The organism is Chryseobacterium sp. Y16C (genome assembly GCF_022488405.1).
GTDB classification, from domain to species: Bacteria; Bacteroidota; Bacteroidia; order Flavobacteriales; family Weeksellaceae; genus Chryseobacterium; species Chryseobacterium geocarposphaerae.
This window is the reverse complement of sequence record NZ_CP092711.1, coordinates 1,860,162-1,877,897: the sequence shown is the minus strand read 5'-3', so window position 1 is coordinate 1,877,897 and position 17,736 is coordinate 1,860,162. Positions and strand designations below refer to the sequence as shown.

22 protein-coding genes and 1 riboswitch are annotated in these 17,736 nt (G+C 34.2%); of the genes, 14 read left to right on the top strand and 8 right to left on the bottom strand.

Translation table 11 applies throughout. The features are described 5' to 3' along the window. Window positions 1-55: 55 nt before the first annotated feature. The 7 genes from MKS83_RS08305 (at window position 56) to MKS83_RS08275 (ending at window position 4,412) form a co-directional block, all read left to right on the top strand. A complete protein-coding gene (locus MKS83_RS08305) occupies window positions 56-1,195 on the top strand; it encodes a cystathionine gamma-synthase (protein WP_240582765.1) in 1,140 nt (379 codons plus the stop codon). Window positions 1,196-1,295: 100 nt separating this feature from the next. Next, window positions 1,296-1,775 (top strand): nuclear transport factor 2 family protein, encoded by a 480-nt coding sequence (locus tag MKS83_RS08300; RefSeq protein ID WP_240582764.1) that lies wholly within the window; start codon window positions 1,296-1,298, stop codon window positions 1,773-1,775. Between the two features lie 98 nt (window positions 1,776-1,873). Then, entirely contained in the window at window positions 1,874-2,227 is a 354-nt protein-coding gene (locus tag MKS83_RS08295) for a GNAT family N-acetyltransferase (protein WP_317224489.1), read from the top strand. A gap of 70 nt (window positions 2,228-2,297) precedes the next feature. Then, a complete protein-coding gene (locus MKS83_RS08290; RefSeq protein WP_240582763.1) occupies window positions 2,298-2,801 on the top strand; it encodes a DinB family protein in 504 nt (167 codons plus the stop codon). 47 nt (window positions 2,802-2,848) lie between these two features. After that, window positions 2,849-3,235, top strand: coding sequence for a hypothetical protein (locus MKS83_RS08285; protein ID WP_240582762.1), 387 nt, complete (start codon window positions 2,849-2,851; stop codon window positions 3,233-3,235). Window positions 3,236-3,245: 10 nt separating this feature from the next. Further along, window positions 3,246-3,830 carry a hypothetical protein gene (locus MKS83_RS08280; RefSeq protein WP_240582761.1) on the top strand — a complete coding sequence of 195 codons (585 nt, stop codon included), beginning with the start codon at window positions 3,246-3,248 and terminating at the stop codon, window positions 3,828-3,830. Window positions 3,831-3,857: 27 nt separating this feature from the next. Then, window positions 3,858-4,412, top strand: a complete 555-nt coding sequence (locus tag MKS83_RS08275) for an L-threonylcarbamoyladenylate synthase (RefSeq protein WP_410679600.1) — start codon at window positions 3,858-3,860, stop codon at window positions 4,410-4,412. A 30-nt stretch (window positions 4,413-4,442) separates the two neighbouring features. Here the strand turns inward: MKS83_RS08275 and MKS83_RS08270 are convergent, their stop codons facing one another. Continuing rightward, window positions 4,443-5,417, bottom strand: coding sequence for a hypothetical protein (locus MKS83_RS08270; RefSeq protein ID WP_240582760.1), 975 nt, complete (start codon window positions 5,415-5,417; stop codon window positions 4,443-4,445). Window positions 5,418-5,549: 132 nt separating this feature from the next. Here MKS83_RS08270 and MKS83_RS08265 point away from each other — a divergent pair, with 132 nt between their 5' ends. After that, complete coding sequence (locus tag MKS83_RS08265; protein WP_240582759.1) at window positions 5,550-6,971, top strand: CCA tRNA nucleotidyltransferase; 1,422 nt, start codon at window positions 5,550-5,552, stop codon at window positions 6,969-6,971. A 148-nt stretch (window positions 6,972-7,119) separates the two neighbouring features. Here the strand turns inward: MKS83_RS08265 and MKS83_RS08260 are convergent, their stop codons facing one another. The 3 genes from MKS83_RS08260 to cdd all read right to left on the bottom strand — a co-directional run bounded on the left by MKS83_RS08260 (window position 7,120) and on the right by cdd (window position 10,990). Continuing rightward, the gene (locus MKS83_RS08260; protein WP_240582758.1) at window positions 7,120-8,184 is read right to left on the bottom strand and encodes a hypothetical protein; all 1,065 of its coding nucleotides are present in this window, start codon (window positions 8,182-8,184) and stop codon (window positions 7,120-7,122) included. Window positions 8,185-8,199: 15 nt separating this feature from the next. After that, window positions 8,200-10,029 (bottom strand): TonB-dependent receptor plug domain-containing protein, encoded by a 1,830-nt coding sequence (locus MKS83_RS08255; RefSeq protein ID WP_240582757.1) that lies wholly within the window; start codon window positions 10,027-10,029, stop codon window positions 8,200-8,202. A 29-nt stretch (window positions 10,030-10,058) separates the two neighbouring features. After that, window positions 10,059-10,236, bottom strand: a riboswitch (cobalamin riboswitch). Window positions 10,237-10,507: 271 nt separating this feature from the next. Beyond that, window positions 10,508-10,990: a cytidine deaminase gene (gene cdd, locus MKS83_RS08250; RefSeq protein ID WP_100377024.1), complete on the bottom strand. Its 483-nt coding sequence runs from the start codon at window positions 10,988-10,990 to the stop codon at window positions 10,508-10,510. A 102-nt stretch (window positions 10,991-11,092) separates the two neighbouring features. Between cdd and namA the strand changes: the two genes are divergently transcribed. From namA to tssD, 4 genes are all read left to right on the top strand, one after another. Continuing rightward, entirely contained in the window at window positions 11,093-12,145 is a 1,053-nt protein-coding gene (gene namA, locus MKS83_RS08245) for an NADPH dehydrogenase NamA (RefSeq protein ID WP_240582756.1), read from the top strand. 26 nt (window positions 12,146-12,171) lie between these two features. After that, complete coding sequence (locus MKS83_RS08240; protein WP_240582755.1) at window positions 12,172-12,462, top strand: DUF2752 domain-containing protein; 291 nt, start codon at window positions 12,172-12,174, stop codon at window positions 12,460-12,462. A 22-nt stretch (window positions 12,463-12,484) separates the two neighbouring features. Next, complete coding sequence (locus MKS83_RS08235) at window positions 12,485-12,817, top strand: CCC motif membrane protein (protein ID WP_100376379.1); 333 nt, start codon at window positions 12,485-12,487, stop codon at window positions 12,815-12,817. A gap of 243 nt (window positions 12,818-13,060) precedes the next feature. Further along, the gene (gene tssD, locus MKS83_RS08230) at window positions 13,061-13,465 is read left to right on the top strand and encodes a type VI secretion system tube protein TssD (protein ID WP_185116762.1); all 405 of its coding nucleotides are present in this window, start codon (window positions 13,061-13,063) and stop codon (window positions 13,463-13,465) included. Window positions 13,466-13,560: 95 nt separating this feature from the next. On the opposite strand, the gene MKS83_RS08225 is transcribed toward tssD, so the two are convergent. Then, window positions 13,561-15,360 carry an endonuclease gene (locus MKS83_RS08225; protein WP_240582754.1) on the bottom strand — a complete coding sequence of 600 codons (1,800 nt, stop codon included), beginning with the start codon at window positions 15,358-15,360 and terminating at the stop codon, window positions 13,561-13,563. A 227-nt stretch (window positions 15,361-15,587) separates the two neighbouring features. On the opposite strand from MKS83_RS08225, the gene MKS83_RS08220 reads away from it, so the two are divergent. After that, window positions 15,588-15,905 (top strand): hypothetical protein, encoded by a 318-nt coding sequence (locus MKS83_RS08220; protein ID WP_240582753.1) that lies wholly within the window; start codon window positions 15,588-15,590, stop codon window positions 15,903-15,905. Window positions 15,906-15,968: 63 nt separating this feature from the next. Here MKS83_RS08220 and MKS83_RS08215 read toward each other — a convergent pair whose 3' ends face one another. Then, complete coding sequence (locus MKS83_RS08215; RefSeq protein ID WP_100376375.1) at window positions 15,969-16,496, bottom strand: DUF4136 domain-containing protein; 528 nt, start codon at window positions 16,494-16,496, stop codon at window positions 15,969-15,971. 1 nt (window position 16,497) lies between these two features. After that, the gene (locus tag MKS83_RS08210; RefSeq protein WP_066441318.1) at window positions 16,498-16,680 is read right to left on the bottom strand and encodes a DUF5522 domain-containing protein; all 183 of its coding nucleotides are present in this window, start codon (window positions 16,678-16,680) and stop codon (window positions 16,498-16,500) included. 40 nt (window positions 16,681-16,720) lie between these two features. On the opposite strand from MKS83_RS08210, the gene MKS83_RS08205 reads away from it, so the two are divergent. Further along, window positions 16,721-17,047, top strand: coding sequence for a hypothetical protein (locus MKS83_RS08205; RefSeq protein ID WP_240582752.1), 327 nt, complete (start codon window positions 16,721-16,723; stop codon window positions 17,045-17,047). A 5-nt stretch (window positions 17,048-17,052) separates the two neighbouring features. On the opposite strand, the gene MKS83_RS08200 is transcribed toward MKS83_RS08205, so the two are convergent. Further along, entirely contained in the window at window positions 17,053-17,664 is a 612-nt protein-coding gene (locus MKS83_RS08200) for a hypothetical protein (RefSeq protein ID WP_240582751.1), read from the bottom strand. Between the last annotated feature and the right edge of the window lie 72 nt (window positions 17,665-17,736).

Genomic DNA, 17,736 nt, shown 5'->3' with positions numbered 1-17,736 from the left:
GCTGTGAAAGTAATTTTCAAATTCTCACATTTTCAAATTAATAAATTATAAAGCAATGAATTTTAATACAAAAGTTATACACGGAGGACAACACCACGAATCTGCTACAGGTTCTGTGAATGTTCCTGTATTTTTAACGTCTACATTCGCACAAAAAAGTCCGGGAGTACATTCCGGTTATGAATATTCAAGAGCTGCGAACCCTACAAGACAGGCTTTGGAGGACTCTTTAGCCAGCATAGAAAACGGAGCGAGAGGGTTGGCTTTCGGTTCAGGTTTGGCAGCCATCGACTGTGTTTTGAAATTATTAAATCCTGGTGATGAGGTTATTGCGGTGGATGATTTATATGGAGGAACTTACAGAATGTTTACCAGACTTTTCGAAAAATATCAGTTGAAATTTACATTCGTGAATTTTGATGATGCTTCAAAAATTGCTGATGTCATTACCGATAAAACGAAATTAATCTGGGTGGAAACTCCGACCAATCCATTAATGAAGCTGGTTGATATTAAAGCGGTGGTAGAAGTTGCAAAAGGAAAAGATATTTTAGTTGCGGTTGATAATACATTTGCAACGCCGTATCTTCAGAGACCGATCGATTTGGGTGCTGATATTGTAATGCATTCTGCGACTAAATATTTAGGAGGTCATTCTGATGTTATTGCTGGAGCTTTGATTGCAAAAGATGCTGAATTGGGAGATAAGCTTCACTTTATCCAATTTGCGAGTGGTGGAATTTTAGGTCCACACGATTCTTATCTGGTATTAAGAGGAATTAAAACATTGGCTTTAAGAGTTCAGAGACATTCTGAAAACGGAATGGCGGTAGCGAAATATTTGGAGTCTCATCCCGCAGTAGACAAAGTAATTTATCCGGGATTGGAATCTCATCCGCAATATGAACTGGCAAAATCTCAGATGAAAGATTTTGGAGGAATGGTTTCTTTCACTTTTAAATCCGGTAAAAAAGAAGATGCGATCAAATTCCTGGAAAAAGTAAAGGTTTTCACTTTAGCAGAATCTCTTGGTGGAGTAGAGTCTTTAGCGAATCATCCCGCTTTGATGACACACGCTTCTATTCCTGCTGAAAAACGTGCTGAATTGGGAATTACTGATGATTTAGTTCGTTTAAGTGTTGGAATTGAAGATGCGGAAGATCTTATTGCAGATTTGGAAAAAGCTTTTTCTTAATTTTTAAAGTAGCACCTTGTCATTCTGAACGTAGTGAAGAATCTATACGTTTACTTGCATCAGAATGACAAGGTGTTGAAAATATTTAAAATAAAACATCATGAGAAAGATTCAGATTATATTGTTATTGATTTTAGGTCAGATTGCATACGCTCAAGTAAAAAATTCTGATGAATTGTATAAAACAGCAAAAAAGTTAGATAGTCTGATATTTGATGTCGGATTCAATAGATGTGATCTTTCTCATTATGATTCTATCGTGAGTGATGATCTTGAGTTTTACCACGATAAAGGTGGAATCACTGCCGGAAAGGAGGCTTTTATAGCTTCTATTAAGAATAATATATGTGGTGGACCTAACAAGGTAAAACGGGAGCTGGTTCCGAACAGTATGAAAGTGTATCCTTTGTATAGCAATAACACGTTGTATGCTTTTATCCAGGAAGGAGAACATGATTTTGCTGAACTTTATCAGGGAAAATGGAATAAAGGAAGCCGGGCTAAATTTACCATTCTCTGGATTTTGGACGGAAAGAACTGGAAAATGAAACGCGTGCTGAGCTACGATCATCATTTATAATTCATATGAAAAATACCAGAAAAGCTACAATTCAGGATTTGCAACAATTGGCTGAATTGTTTGACCAGTACAGGATTTTTTAACATAAAGATTCGGATATCTCGGCAGCTAAAAATTTTTTAACTGAAAGAATTCAAACCAAAGATTCTGAAATTTTTGTTGCTGAAAATGAAGATGTACTGGTGGGTTTTGTCCAGTTATATCCATCGTTTTCATCCACGAGAATGAAAAGGTATTGGTTGCTGAATGATTTATATGTCAATGAAAATTATCGCGGCAAAGGCTTTTCAAAAGAATTGATAGAAGAAGCTAAAGAACTTGCAAAATTAACTGATGCTGCGGGGATTCTTCTTGAAACAGGAAAAACCAATGATATCGGAAATAAACTATACCCATCTTGCGGATTTGAAATTTATGATGAGGTGAATTTCTACGAATGGACAAATAAGTAATATAAATGTCAAATGTCAATTGTTAATTTTGGTTGCTTATAACTCATAATTAATAACTTATAACTAAAAAATGACTGATTTTCAAAAATACGTACAAAGATATTTAGACAATATTCCATCCGAAGACTGGTTGGGAGAATTAAAAAAATCGGGAGAAAAAACAGTTGAAATTTTTTCAAATCTTACGGAAGAGCAGTCGCTTTTTGCTTATGCAGATGGAAAATGGACTCTAAAAGAACTGCTTTTACATTTATCAGATACAGAAAGAGTGTTTCAATACAGAATTTTGGCATTCGCAAGGGGTGATAAAAATGAATTACCGGGTTTTGATGAAGAATTGTATGCGGATCAATCTTTTGCCAATGGAAGAAGCTTGGAATCTTTACTGGAAGAATATAAAACTGTTAGAAAATCTTCACAAATTTTACTGGAAACATTGGATCCGTCAGTTCTAAATAATATAGGAACGGCTAACGGAAATCAGATTTCCGTAGAAACCATCGGTAAACTGATTATCGGACACAATTATCATCACCTGAATATTATTGAGGAAAGATATTTACCGAATTTGTGATGCGAAAATTAAACAATAGATTAATTCTTATAACCTTATTAATTTTTATGGTTTCTCTTTTCTTTGATGCCTTTACCATCAGAGATATGGGGAAGGTAATAAATTATCCTTCATTTGAAGTCTTCCTTGTCGGACCGATAAGTTTTTTGGGAGGTGCTGGAAGAGAATTTTTGACATGGACTGCAAATATTTGGTTTCTTGTTTCTATTGTTTGTGTTTTTAGAAAGTATTATTTAATTTCAATTATTTCAGGATTAATTGCTTTTCTAATTGCCGGATCTTTCACTTTTTGTGAGGAAGTTTTGGTGGCAGAAAACGGAAGGACAGCAGAAATTATTAATTTGAATGCAGGATATTTTATCTGGCTAATTTCAATTTTATCTATAATTTTTTCTTCAGTTTATTTGAAAATGACAACGAGAAAGAATGCGTAGTTTAAGCAATTTGAATATTAAAAAAAGTATTGAATCAAAAAAAATTAGCTATAATGAAAGTTGGTTTGAGAGATTTGATACGGTTTTTAACTACTTTATCTTCTCTATACTGATGTTCTATTCCATCCTTGTTTTTAAAGGATTAGATCCATTATCAGATAATAAGTTAGAATATTTTTTTTTATTATGTTTTTCAGGATTTATTATCTACTATATTTACTGTAAATTCACTGAAAAGAAATTAAAAGAAATTGAATTTACTATTTCTAAAGAAGAAGCTAAAAAGCGAATTTTAGCGTATGGGAAAAAATATCAATTTAGGATTTCTAAAATATCAGCAGATTTAATTTTTCTTAATGAACCTACAAGTGGATTTAGTAGATGGGACGAAGAGAAGACAATCATTATTTTCTTTAAAGATCATACTATATTTTATACCTTAATTCAAAAAGGTCGAAAAATCAATCCTCCTGTTTTGTTTTCACAGTATTTTATCAGGAATGACTTTAAAAGAATATTGAGACAGACAAAATTTGAATTAACGAAGAAAAGAGGTTATTTCGATAGGTTTTTAATGATTCTTATTAATATTTAAATAAATTTATAGCTTCAACAGCGACTTATAAAAATGGAAAATATCATAGAAATATTAAGATCCGGAGGAACAATCCTTTACCCAACAGATACAATTTGGGGAATCGGATGTGACGCAACCAATATAGAAGCGGTCAACAAGATTTTTGATATCAAAAAGCGTGAAAAGAATAAATCCATGATTATTTTGGTGGAATCTGAAAAGAGATTGCAGGAATTGGTAGATGTTCCCGAAATGGCTTGGGAAATTATTGACTTGAGTGAAAAACCGGTGACAATCGTTTATGAAAATCCACGTGGTTTACCAAAAGAATTACTGGCTGAAGATGGAAGCATAGGAATTCGTTTGGTGAAGAATGATTTTTGTAAGAAATTAATTACCAAATTAAATAAACCGTTGGTCTCAACCTCTGCCAACTTCAGTGGTGATAAAAGCCCATTGAAATTTTCAGATATTTCTCCGGAAATCATCAGTCTTGTGGATTATGCGGTGGAAGAAGAAAGAGAGAAAGTTTCAAAATATTCCGGCTCTTCGGTAATAAAAATCTGGAGCGATAATAGGATAAAAGTTTTGAGAGAATAAAAAAATGCTGTTTAACAGCGTTTTTTTGGATTATTTAAAATATTTTTGGTAGATTTCGTCATTTTCTGAATAGAATTTCAGCGCAAATTCCTTGTTATTAATTACTTTAATATAAGAAAGGTCTGCCGAAGAATTTTCATCATACTGTTTTCCGCTTATAAATTCATCGTTAGTATCCAAAGTGTAGGAAAAGCTATCCGGATTATAAGTGGAGTTGCCTTTTATATTCTTTACCGTTTTATTTTTAGGTTTTATGGAAATACTGACTGTATCATCCTTTTGTAAAATAACTTCAGATAGGGTATCGAACTGTACAATATTAATCTGACCGTTTTTTTCGTAACGTACCCTAACTACAGAATCCAGGTTTCCTTTCTCTTTAAGATAAGAAATAATAAATGCCTGATATGCAATTCCGTCGCTTCCAAACCAGCCTACTACATCATAATATGGCTTCTCCGCGACTTCAAGCTTTTTATTATAGAAATCTTTAAGAAGGCTGTACATCGGCTCTGTCCGGAAATAAAACCTGTCGATTTCATCTATCCTGTCCTGTGTCTGCAGTGATGCATTTCTGTGAATGATCGGTGTAAGATTTGTACTGTTTTGATCAGATTGTGTTCCTGTTATTTTACTTGTTTTTGGATCAACCTCATAAACAAAAGTATCGGGACTGTAGCTCACGTCTTTTCCTTTGATGATCTGCACTTTGCTGTTTTTTACAGGGATAAAAGAAATTTTTGTATTCCCGTTTTTCAATTTTTCTGCGTAGCAGTCGGAATAGAATTCTACTAAGTGTTCATTTCCTTCGGTGGTATAAAGAACTCTTATTGTAGCATCTGCACGTCTGTCGTTATCATTATGCTCATCTGTAACCATCATTACGCTATATTTTACTCCCGAATTGTCGGTAAAATCGATAAAATCTGTATAATGGACATTTTTTGCCTGAGAGGAAAGAATCGAAAAAGAATACAGCAAAATAAGTAAGAATAGTTTTTTCATGGCCTTAGGTATTAGTAATTGTATAAAGTTAAGTAAAATTTATAAACGATTTTGTAATTACTAAAAGATTAATCTAATTGTTATCTTTGCAAAAAATTTCATTTTAATATCTGAAATCCTATATCCTTAATAATGACAATCAATCTAAATCAAAATCAAAATTTAAAACTTTTCAAAATAATTTCTGAGGTTGCAGACAGAAATAACCAGTCTGTATATGTTGTTGGAGGTTATGTCCGGGATTTACTGATGAAAAGAAAAGCTTCAACGGATATTGATTTTGTGACAGAACAAAGTGGTATTGAACTCGCTCAGAATGTAGGAAAGGAAATTGATCCTAAAATGAAAGTTTCTGTTTTTAAAACCTACGGAACGGCAATGATCAAATATAAAGATCTTGAACTGGAATTTGTAGGAGCAAGAAAGGAAAGCTATACTGAAAACAGCCGTAAACCGGAAGTGGAAGGAGGGACTATTGAAGACGATCAGAAAAGAAGAGATTTCACAGTGAATGCGATGGCGATTTCCTTAAATAAAGACAATTTCGGAGCACTGATTGATCCTTTTAACGGGATTGATGATCTGGAAAAAGGGATTTTAAGAACTCCTTTGGAACCAGCTCAAACCTATTCTGATGATCCTTTAAGAATGATGAGAGCGATCCGTTTTGCATCAACGTTACAGTTTCATATTGAAGAGAAATCTTTGGAAGCCATTAAGCAGGAAGCAGAAAGGATCAAGATCGTTTCTATGGAAAGAATTATGGTTGAATTCAACAAAATCATGCTTTCCAAAAAACCCTCGATAGGCTTGAAACTGATGGAGCAGACAGGTTTGATGAAATTAATTATTCCTGAGCTTATAGATCTGAAAGGAGTAGAAGAAGTGGAGGGACAGACTCATAAAGATAATTTTTATCATACGTTAGAAGTTGTTGATAACATTTCTGAAAATACGGATAATCTGTGGCTGCGTTGGTCGGCATTGCTTCACGATATAGGAAAAGCTCCGACCAAAAAATTCGTTGAAGGAACAGGCTGGACTTTTCACGGACATGAATTTTTGGGTTCAAAAATGGTAAAAACTCTTTTCCAGCGATTAAAACTACCGTTAGGTCCGGATATGAAATATGTTCAGAAGATGGTAAAATTATCATCGCGCCCGATCGCTTTGATTACAGATGATGCTTCAGATTCTGCCCTGAGAAGATTATTGTTTGATGCCGGAGAAGATCTTGAAGATTTATTTACACTTTGTAAAGCGGATATTACCACAAAAAATTCTAAAAAACAGGAGAAATTCAAGAAAAATTTTGAATATGTTGCGGTGAAGATCAAAGAAGTGGAGGAAAAAGATCAGGTGAGAAATTTCCAGCCGCCTATTTCAGGGGAAGAAATTATGGAAATGTTTAATCTGAAACCCGGTCGCGAAATCGGTATTTTAAAGGAAAAAGTAAAAGAAGCCATTCTTGAAGGTGAAATTGGAAATGACAGTGAAGAGGCCAGAAGTTTTGTAATCGCAGAAGCTGAAAAACTGGGATTGACTTTAGCTTAAAATAGAATTTAAATAAATTATAAGGCAATGGATTTTATTAATCTGTTGCTTTTTAATTATACAAACAAAATCCGGGCGGTTTCGAAGAAACCGCCCGGACAACATAATATAAAAATAAAAAATTTTTATTCGCTTAGTGATTGGAATATTAATTTTTATAGAAACCGTTTGTTCCGATTCCTGTATTAAAAGACTTAATTAGAGATCCGTTACTTGCACTGTAAACATATACTTTACTGTCTGTTGTAAAACTTGCATCAGAAGTATAAATTCTGCCGTCAATTACATTGAAACCATACAGATAGCCAGGTGCAGTTAAAAGTGGAGCAGTTGGAACCGTAGTGGAATTGATGTCCATCGAATAAATTTTGTTGGTACTGTTTACAAAATAGAATTTATTAGATTCTATTTTTAATCTCTGTACTTTAGGAATTCCTGTAAGCGTAGTGGTCGTAAAAGCCCCTGAAGCTGAATTGATTTTATAGATATAAGAATTGGTGTTGTCTGAAGCCAGAGCATAAGCATCACCATTATAAGAAACCAGGTCTCTGATAATTCCGTTGCTTGGTAAGGTAACTGTTTTGTCAACTGTATTTGTAGAAGGCTTTACGATGGTAATAGTATATCCAGTTGGCAATTCATTATAATTGGCATCATAGGTAATTCCGTCTGTTTGTACAACGATATTTCCATTGGCTTCCACTACTTTTTCTGCAGCTCTGTTAAAGCTAATGCTTTTTACAAAAGAATTATTGTCTGTGCTGTAAACATTCAGCTTAATAGAATTGCTAAAGTTGTTGTTGGTAACATAATACTGATTTCCTGAAAAAGCAATATATCTTGCGCCATCCAGATTAGATGTTACGGTTGCCTGTTTTTTGAAAGTATATCTGTTAACGATATCTATTTTATTCGGAACGTTTGATACCAAATAAGCGTAATCTCCGTTGAAGCCTATTGTCTGTAAAACATTTCCTAAAACCTCTCCGTTATTGTTAGCAGAATAAATTTTATTTCCTACAGTGGACAGGTCATTACTTGTAAAAGAAACTTCGGCAGTCGGAGTAGTGAAGCCTCCTTCATTACTGATGAAGATTCCTTCCTGATAAGCGCCTTTTGGTTGTGTTTCGATAATCTCATCATCACTGCTACAAGCTATGTTGAAAAGAAATGTTGATACTAAAGCCAGAGGTAAAATTTTTCTGATATTCATTATATAATTATTTATTTAAAAATTAATAGTAAGGTTAATGCTGTAATGTCTTTGTGGCATATAATAATATGCGGTCGATTGATAAACCTGATTGAAAATATTATTCACTTTAAATCCTAATGTATAATTCTTCAAAACTGTTCCGGAAATTCCCGCATTCATCACAAAGTAAGGATCAAGAGCAGTGCTTCTTTTTTCATCGGTATCTGTATAGGTAAGTCCGTTGAACATACCCTGAACATATACTCTTAAGAATTGATACTGATAATCAATATTTCCAAAGAATTTATGAAGCGGAACATACATCTGTTGTTTCTGGGTTTCCATATTGACGGATTTACTGTAAGAATATCCCAGGTTTCCTTTCAGGGCATGATTTCCAAATTTCTTCGCATATTCAATCTGAGATTCCAGACCATAAGATTCCACTTCATCCGTATTTACAGGAGAATAATATCCCATTGAAGAAGGAAGCCATTGGATCATATCGTAAATTTTCATATAGTACGGAGTTACAGATAATTTTACATCTGAAATTTTAAACTGATTTCTTAATTCAAACTGATAAGACGTTTCAGGCTTCAAATTTTCATTTCCTCCTGGGTGCCAGTACAAATCATTAAATGTTGGATATCTGAAATTTCTGGAGATATTAAGGCTAGTCTCATACCATTTCAAAGCCTTCCAGTTTCCTGAAAGAGAAAATAAGACCGGCGAGGTAATGTTTTCAACAAAATCCTTTTTAATTCCGCCTTCAAAACGAAGTTCTTTAGTAGCAAAATAACGGACTAACCCTGAAACGGAGCCGATATTTCTGCTGACTTTTTTGATCCCTGACTGATAGCCTTCTCCGTCATTTACCTGAAATTCTGTGATGAGATTTACATTCCATTTGGATGAAAGAAAATAATTAAAATCATTTTTTAAGATATAATTTTTTCCTGTTCCGCCACTGGATTTTGGTTGGTCGATATTATTGAAATATTGAAAGTTTTCCTCTGTATAAGCCGCTTTAAAGGCATTTGTAAATCTGGAAGTATTCCAGTCCCAGGCAATCAGGCTTCGGATATTCTGAGTCTCGTATTTTGTTTTAGTCTGAATATCTGCGAAAAAGACAGGGTAGTGCTGATTTCCGTTAAAAAACTCCGAGATCCAGGAAATTTGATGATGAGGTGCAATTTTATAAGCAACGGCAATATTGATATTTGAGTTATTATATTGTCCGTTTCTGTTCCTGTAATTTACTTCTTCAACTTCATAATCATTTTGGCTGATTGAATAATTTCCGGAAACTTTAAAGCTTAATTTATCATTACTAAAAGAAGCCCTTGCAAAGTTATTATACGTATCAAAAGATCCAACTTCAGAAAATAATGATGCATGAATCCCTTTATTAAAATCCAAAATGTTGTTTAAGTGTATGCTTCCTCCAATGGCACCGCTTCCATATATCACACTTCCGCCGCCTGCCTTAATATCCATTTGTTCAAACCCGGATAAAGAAATATTGTTGATATCTCCTTGTCCTAAAAACATAGAGTTTATGTTGATTCCGTTCCATACAAAAGCAGTCTGTTGCGCTGTTGTTCCCCTGAATGAAGGCGAAGAAACCGCACCACGACCATTTTCTTTAATATAAACGGGAGACTGAAAACGTAAAGCTTCGGAAAGGTTGGTAGAATTTTTTTCGATGTCCTCAGCTTTAAGGGTATTGACTTTATGAAAAAGCTTAACCTTATTCATCTGGCTGTCGAAGACATAAACAGTATCAATCGTTTTCTCTTGTGCAAAAAGAAAACCACCGTAAGACGCAAAAAGCAGTACTAAAGATCTTTTAATATCCATTTTCTTTTACTTTTCCTCCGAAAGCAATGTTTATTTGATTATATTTTGGCAGGTCTCCTGACTTTCGCTTTCTACACCTTCCCGTTTTCACAGTGGTTTCTCGTAGAAATTTTCTAATGCGATCTACAGTTGCGGGGACAGTTTAGGATTTTCACCCAATTCCCTTTTCATTCCAAATAATTGGAAACCAAAATTTTTGCAAAGATAAACTTATTCGTCAAAAATGCAAAAAAGATGAAAAGCTATAAAAATCGAAGATAAAAATATTCACAATGAATTCCCCTCCTTTGGAGAGGTGGCGAAAATTCTTTGAATTTTCGCCGGGGTGGTTCTGTAGTACGGGTTTTTCTTTTCATAGTCACAATTTCCTAGCCCTGATTGCAGTGAAAATCCTTTTTGAAAAAAAAGATTGCAACGGAAAGCAGGAAATAGCTTCAAATAGAGAATCTCCCTATTCAAAAAAATTTGTTTAAAAAATCTATAAATAAGTTCCGTCAAAAGAAAAAGGAAGAAGATCTTTTATAGAATGTACTTTGATGGTTTCTTCGTTTAAATTGGCAAAATAAAGTTCAATATTTTCATTTTGCTTGGTTTCATATTCTATAATACTTTGTCGGCATGATCCGCAAGGTGGAATAGGTGGATTGTTTTCAGAAAATTCTTTAGGGCCTCCTACAATAAAGATTTTTTTTATTTTTTCATTGGGGAAATTTGCGGCAACCCAGTAAAGCGTCGTTCTTTCCGCACAAAGACCCGAAGGAAACGCTGCGTTTTCCTGATTGCTGCCCGAAAAGATATCTCCATTCTCCAAAAGTATGGCACATCCCACAAAAAAATCTGAATAAGGAGCATAAGCTTTCTCTCTTGCGGACTTGGCTTTTTCAAAAAGCGCCTGTTCGATTTCACTCAGCTCATTGCTGTTTTTGAAATGCTCATAACCAATATGTATATCTTTTCTCATGTCTTCTTTAAAAAAGGGGGATAAAATTAATCCTTTTTCATAACGTAGGCAATACATTTTTACTAGACTAAATTTGTAATTTTAAAACTTAAAAAATAAACAATGTTATATTCACCAATACAATTTAGAAATGTGGAATTGAAGAATCGTTGGGTAATGTCTCCAATGTGTATGTATTCTTGCGAAAACGGATTGGCTAATGATTTTCATTTTGTACATTATGGCAGTCGTGCACAAGGAGGAACAGGACTTATTATGGTGGAGGCAACCGGAGTAGAACCTCGGGGAAGAATTACGAATCACTGTATGGGAATCTGGAATGATGAGCAGGCCGAAAAACTTCAGAAAATCGTTGATTTTGTGCATCAGAATTCTGAAAGTAAAATCGGAATCCAGCTTGCTCATGCAGGGAGAAAAGGCTCTACCTGGAATAATATTCAGATTCCGGTGGAAGAAGGTTGGGAAACCGTAGCTCCAAGTCCTATTCCTTATCATCCTACTGAAAGAATTCCTCATGTTTTGACAGTGGATGAAATTAGGGAGCAGGTTCAGAATTTTAAAAATGCGGCAAGAAGAGCTGTGAAAGCAGGTTTTGACATTGTTGAAATTCATGGGGCTCATGGATATTTAGTCCACCAGTTCTTATCACCGCTTTCTAATATCAGAACAGATGAATATGGTGGAAGCTTTGAAAACAGGGTTCGGTTTTTACTTGAAATTGTAGAAGCCGTAAATGAGGAATTAAATGAAAATGTAGCTCTTTTTGTCAGAATTTCAGGAACAGAATATGCTGAAAACGGCTGGAATATTGAAGATAGTGTAAAGTTGGCAAAAATCCTGAAATTCCATAATGTAGATCTGATTGATGTTTCCAGTGGAGGAAATATTCACGGAGCAAAAATTGCTGTTTTTGATGGTTATCAGGTTCCCTTATCTTCTGAAGTTAAAAACAAAGCGGAAGTAAAAACAGGAGCAGTAGGACTGATTAAGAAAGTAAAACAGGCTGAAGAAATTCTGCAGAAAGGAGACGCTGACCTTATATTCGTAGCAAGGGAAATTCTTAGGAATCCTTATATTGCAGTACAAGGTTCGTTTGAAATGAATGAAGAATCTTTTTTTCCACATCAGTATTTGAGGGCAAAAATTTCTTCTTAATTTAGAGCCGTCAAAATAAATTAAATATGAAAATCGAAGACTTTATGTTGCCTTGTCCAAGCAAAAAAATTCTGGGAATAGAATGTTTTGGTTGTGGTGCTCAGAGAGCAATCGTAATGGTTTTTGAAGGTCGGTTTGCTGATGCTTTTCATATGTTCCCGGCTGTGTACACTTTATTACTTTTTTTGTGCGTGGTTGGGGTAAATTTTATTGATAAGAAAAGAAATTATGGCACTGCAATTATTTCTTTAGCAATTATTAATTCAGTAATCATGGTGGTTGCTTATTTTTATAAACATTTTTTTATTTATATATAACACAAACATTAAAATTTTAACTATGAATCAACAAAAATTACCTAATGCTACGGCAGTACTTGTTTTAGGAATTGTATCTATCATAACTTGTTGCTGTTATGGTGTTGTAGGACTTATTGCTTCAATCATCGGACTTGTACTTGCCGGAAAAGATTTGAAGCTGTATAAACAGAATCCCGGCGAATATGATAACTATAGTAATTTAAATACAGGTAGAATTCTTTGTATAATTGGACTGGTTTTAAACATTCTTTCAATTATTTATTTTATTTATGTTATTACTGTAATTGGCGTAGATGCACTTTCTGATCCGCAGCTGCTACAAGAAAGGATTAGAGAAATACAGGGACGTTAATTTAAATTATAATTTAGCAACAAAAGACCACTCACTGTGGTCTTTTGTTGTTAAAAACAGTAGCTCCGAACTCCCCAAATAACCGGAATAGTGTGCAATCGTAGAATTACTACAAAGAATCGTAGAATTACTACAAAATTTGAAATTGATGGTTAAAAGTTTTCGCGATCAGATGAGTGACTATATCTTTGTCTCATTAAAATCACCAAATCACGAAATATTAACGATTAAAATTTACAGATCATGGCAGCAAATTCAAGAGGAATTTTAAAATTCAACGGAGGAGAAGGTCAAAAATTATTAAAGCTGAACTACAGCGTATCCAGATCAACAGATGTATCGGGAAGAGTAGCTTCAGATCCTTCTAATGCACTTATTAAGCTTACTGTAGAAGCAACAGAAAAATCTGATATTCTGGAAAGCTTACTGAACGGAAAATATAAGCCTACAAGTGGAGAAATTACATTCAACAAATCTCACGAAGAAGGAACACTGATTACTTTGAACTGGGAAAACGGGTATGTAATTCAGCATGAAGTAGACTTTGATGCAGTAGATGAAAACTCTATGCTGATTAGCTTTACAGTAAGTGCAGAGAAAATCAACTATGGTAACTCTGCTTATGAAGGACTTTGGCCATCAGCTTAAGACATACACACCACAATCAACATTCATAAAAAAAGACTGCCTAGAAATAGACAGTCTTTTTTATGTTAAAAGGTTATTAGTTCTTGAGTCTAGTATTATTTCACAATAAACTTTAATAGAGACTGATCTAACTTTAAAATATAAACTCCTTGTTCCAGACTTTTAATTTTAATTGAGCTTCTGTTATTTTGAAAAGGTCGATTAATACTTTGCATAAGTTTACCCTGAAGATTATAGATTTCCGCTTTTTGAATATTCTCCGTTTCACCTTTTATAAAAATTTCCTGATTAGAAATAGGATTCTGAGAAATCTGTAAACTATTATTTTCAGTGGTTAAATTAGGTGTATTACTGTTTGCTATTCTTGAAGTTCCGCTATAGCAAGTCCAGCTCAAATTGTCAATGGCTACTCGGTTGGTGGATGAACTGTTAGTTAAAGTAACAATTACATTTCCGGAAGTATTGATATTGTTGATTGTCGTCGTCGTTGCTGTTGTACTGTAAGGAATTGTTCCTACCGTTACGCCGTTTACCTGAACATTAAATGTTCCGTTGGTTCCGGTAAATTTAAGCTGGGTAGTCACAGTTAATGAGCCGATTCCATTGGCAGATGTACTTGATTTTAGAGAACCATCTCTTACCGTAATTGCTAAATTAGATATTGTCTGATCCGTTCTTGCATCGGTGGCTGTCCATGAAATTCCATTGTTTGTCCATGTTCTAGTCAGGTAAGATGATGAGCTTGAAGTTGGAATACTATCAAAAGTTTCATTCACACAATTGGTAGGTTGAGTTATGGTTCCTGATGTCGTCCCTGAAACGGCTGAGCTGTTGGAAGAAGAATTTCCTGCAGCATCTTTAGCTACAACATAAAAACTATACGTAGTGGAAGAAGATAAGCCTGAAATTGTTGCTAAAGTAGAGCTTACAGTTGTTTTCAGGCTTCCGTTCATATAAATATTGTAAGAAGCAACGCCCACATTATCTGTTGAAGAATTCCACGTAAGAGAAATACTGCTTGATGTAGTTCCTGAAACAGCCAGACCTGTAGCAGCGGTTGGAGCTTGTGTGTCCGTAGCAGGTTGCTGAGACCCCCAGATTAAATTTACATAACTCGGATTATCAATAAAAGGATTTCTGTTTCCCTGGTAAGTATATGAGGCATTATTTCTATTAATTTCGGCCTGAGAAACAGGGTCCTGATTATGCCAAGCCAATAGCACATTCAGCTCCCAGGTCTGTAGTCCCGGATAAGCAGAACTTCCTAATATATTTCCTGAAGTAAAAGATGAAAGTTTGTTTTGATAACGGGTTACAAAATAAAAAATCATTCTGGCTACATCCCCTTTGAACTCATCAATAGGCTCAAAAACAGTTCCTGAATATCCCGAAGAAGCAGAACTGCCAAGTTTTGAACCGTTTTTAGAAGTGAAAGTAGCTGTTCCTACCTTTCCGAACGGATAATTGGATCTCATCCCATTTACTTTCCCATCTGTAGCTCTGATAAAATGAATATCTGAAACCATTGGTGAAGCTTCATTAAATAAGCTTTGTGGAACAATATGCTCTCTGTTGTAGCAATTTCCTTCTACTGAATATGTTCCGCACTGATTGGTTACCGGTGTATATTTATAAGGATCTGTCGTAGTCGGTTTTTCTGAATAGATATCTAAAATAGAACCATCATTTTCATAATTTTTATCAATATCAGTGGTTTTATAACCTGTCCAAAGCCCGTTGTATCCTTTATCCTGATGTCCGTTGGTAATAATGGTGCTTAAAGCCGTTTTTAGATTAGCCCCGGTTAAGCCATTGGCAGAATTATAATATCCGGTCGGAGCCTGGGCGTTTGCTAAAACTGAAGCAAATGCCAAAAGTAATAATGATTTTTTCATGTCAAATATTTAAGATGTAAGATTAGAATAAATTTATGAATAAAAAATTACGGGATTGTTAATTTTCATTATGCAGAGAATTTTAGTTTTGTAAATACAAATTCTACAAATGTTTTTATGATTCCTAGACTATCGGTGTAATCTGTGGAAGAAATATTTACAAACTGTATTAGCAATGACTCTTATTTTTGGCAGATATTTTGTCTTATTCAATTAAAATCACCATTATGAATCACAAAATAAAAATTGCATTAACCTTAATTGCAGGAGGGGCATTGATCTATTTAGGGCGAAAAATGAAAAATAGAAGTAGTGAGCCGAAAACCTTTACGGAAGAAGGTAAAAATACATATCAGGAAAATGAAACGTATTTTACATCCGACGGAAAGATTTATAAAAACGGAAAACAATTGCATTTTAAAACACCGGAAATGAATGATGAAACGCCTCCAAAAATAAATTTTAAATCAGGCTTCATCCCGGAAAATTACAATATTCAACCCAGGAATGTTGAATATCATCACAAAGGAGTGCGACATCATTAGTCGTAAAACTAAAAAGTCAATACAAAAGCTGTATTGACTTTACTATATTTGATTGATTTAAATCTATTTTTTCTGAGGAGGGTAGTTTTTCATGATTTCTGCCATGATCTCAGGAATCTGTCTTTGTTTTGCTTTCGGAGAATCTACAGAAATTCCGCTTCCGATTCCCTGCCAAACCAATTTGTTGGTTCTTGCATCTACGAAATCTACGATAATGGCACCTTCATTATAATTGCTGGTCCAGGTTCTGCTCATCCCTACACCCCATCCGAAAGGACCACCCCAACCATACATTCCGTAAGGAGAATTGTTCGTGATGTCGGTAATCTTTTTATGGTTTGCTTTTACATTAATGATAAGATCAGGATTTTCACCAGACTGAAGACCCTTGCTTTGAAGCTGTCTTGATAATTCATTCAAAACTCTGTCTTTATCAATGTCATTTAATTTTAGATCATCAATTCTTAATTTATAAGTTTTATATGAAGTAAAATTTGCTGTATCAGCATAATCAGAACGTACGTTGAACGGACTACAAGATGTTAAGCCCAGAGTAGCCGTGGCTAACAAAATAAAAATATATTTTTTCATTTTATTTATTTTTTTTATCGTTTTTAATGAATGTATCGGTCTTTTTATCGTATCCGTAAGGACAATGTCTACAGCCACTCTTACAGCAATATCCTCTTTTCAGGTGAAATTTTTCTGTAAAAACTTTGTACCCTTGTTCATTGTAGTAAAAATCTTCACCTTCTTTGATGTCAAAAAGTGCCATAGGTTAAATCTCTAAGTCAAAAAACTTTATATTTGTTATTATGATAATTATATGCCAAAAGCCTTTAAAAAGATTAAAAATTAATGGCATTGCTCTTTTTCCCTTTATCTTCATTAGGAAACCCGAAGATAAACAAAATAATATACTTATCAACCATGAAAAAATCCATTTAAGACAACAAATAGAGCTTTTGGTGTTTTTTTTCTATATTTTTTATGTATTTGAATATTATTACTGGCTATTCAAGCTAAAAAATAAGGATTTAGCCTACAGAAGAATCTCTTTTGAGAGGGAAGCTTATGCGAATGAGTCAGATTTGGCTTATCTTAGTAAAAGGAGGTTGTGGGGATTCCGGAAATATTTGTAATCAGTTTACTTCTGATTTTCCCATTCCTTATCAAAATCTTGCTGAGTCTTTTGAGGTTCAAAATAATGGTCGTGATTTCTGTCAATGTCATATGAAATTGCTTTGTCAATCATGATGTTAATATCAGGCTTTACCCAGTCGGGCGAACCTTTTTTCTCTTGTCCGTTTGTAAAGACTTTCACTGCTTTTCCATTTTGCATATCTACCTTCATCACCAAACAAGGCCCCATATAAGCAATACATGGATGACCGGTATAAACGTCTTCTACAACAGTTCCATCGGTAAAAGTGATTTTTAACTCGATATAATTTCTGGGCTGGGTAGATTTTGCACCGTGGCGGGCATAGCTTTCAATAGATCGTATGGTTTTTAGATAATCAATTGTATGTTGTCTGGCTTCGGGAATATAACCCGGATGCATGGTGCTTTGAGTATGATCCTCTATCTCTTTAGCAATTTCAGCGTTAAACATGCTGATCATTTTATCGTTTTGTTTATCGGGACTATCCAGTTCCGAATTCGAAGGAAAATAATTTCCCACAACCATATAGAAAATTGCTCCGGTAATAGAAAGAATAATGAGTACGGTAAGAATGGAAACAGCAGATTTCTTCATAATTACATTTTTAAGTTTTGTTTAACTAATTTAAAAATTATCATTTAAAATAAATTCAGGAAATTTGCAGTA

Coding starts and splice junctions, on each gene's coding strand:
- MKS83_RS08305 (WP_240582765.1), top strand. CDS start 56: ATGAATTTTAATACAAAAGTTATACACGGAGGACAACACCACGAATCT.
- MKS83_RS08300 (WP_240582764.1), top strand. CDS start 1,296: ATGAGAAAGATTCAGATTATATTGTTATTGATTTTAGGTCAGATTGCA.
- MKS83_RS08290 (WP_240582763.1), top strand. CDS start 2,298: ATGACTGATTTTCAAAAATACGTACAAAGATATTTAGACAATATTCCA.
- MKS83_RS08285 (WP_240582762.1), top strand. CDS start 2,849: ATGGTTTCTCTTTTCTTTGATGCCTTTACCATCAGAGATATGGGGAAG.
- MKS83_RS08270 (WP_240582760.1), bottom strand. CDS start 5,417: ATGAAAAAACTATTCTTACTTATTTTGCTGTATTCTTTTTCGATTCTT.
- MKS83_RS08265 (WP_240582759.1), top strand. CDS start 5,550: ATGACAATCAATCTAAATCAAAATCAAAATTTAAAACTTTTCAAAATA.
- MKS83_RS08260 (WP_240582758.1), bottom strand. CDS start 8,184: ATGAATATCAGAAAAATTTTACCTCTGGCTTTAGTATCAACATTTCTT.
- MKS83_RS08255 (WP_240582757.1), bottom strand. CDS start 10,029: ATGGATATTAAAAGATCTTTAGTACTGCTTTTTGCGTCTTACGGTGGT.
- cdd (WP_100377024.1), bottom strand. CDS start 10,990: ATGAGAAAAGATATACATATTGGTTATGAGCATTTCAAAAACAGCAAT.
- namA (WP_240582756.1), top strand. CDS start 11,093: ATGTTATATTCACCAATACAATTTAGAAATGTGGAATTGAAGAATCGT.
- MKS83_RS08240 (WP_240582755.1), top strand. CDS start 12,172: ATGAAAATCGAAGACTTTATGTTGCCTTGTCCAAGCAAAAAAATTCTG.
- MKS83_RS08235 (WP_100376379.1), top strand. CDS start 12,485: ATGAATCAACAAAAATTACCTAATGCTACGGCAGTACTTGTTTTAGGA.
- tssD (WP_185116762.1), top strand. CDS start 13,061: ATGGCAGCAAATTCAAGAGGAATTTTAAAATTCAACGGAGGAGAAGGT.
- MKS83_RS08225 (WP_240582754.1), bottom strand. CDS start 15,360: ATGAAAAAATCATTATTACTTTTGGCATTTGCTTCAGTTTTAGCAAAC.
- MKS83_RS08220 (WP_240582753.1), top strand. CDS start 15,588: ATGAATCACAAAATAAAAATTGCATTAACCTTAATTGCAGGAGGGGCA.
- MKS83_RS08215 (WP_100376375.1), bottom strand. CDS start 16,496: ATGAAAAAATATATTTTTATTTTGTTAGCCACGGCTACTCTGGGCTTA.
- MKS83_RS08210 (WP_066441318.1), bottom strand. CDS start 16,680: ATGGCACTTTTTGACATCAAAGAAGGTGAAGATTTTTACTACAATGAA.
- MKS83_RS08205 (WP_240582752.1), top strand. CDS start 16,721: ATGATAATTATATGCCAAAAGCCTTTAAAAAGATTAAAAATTAATGGC.
- MKS83_RS08200 (WP_240582751.1), bottom strand. CDS start 17,664: ATGAAGAAATCTGCTGTTTCCATTCTTACCGTACTCATTATTCTTTCT.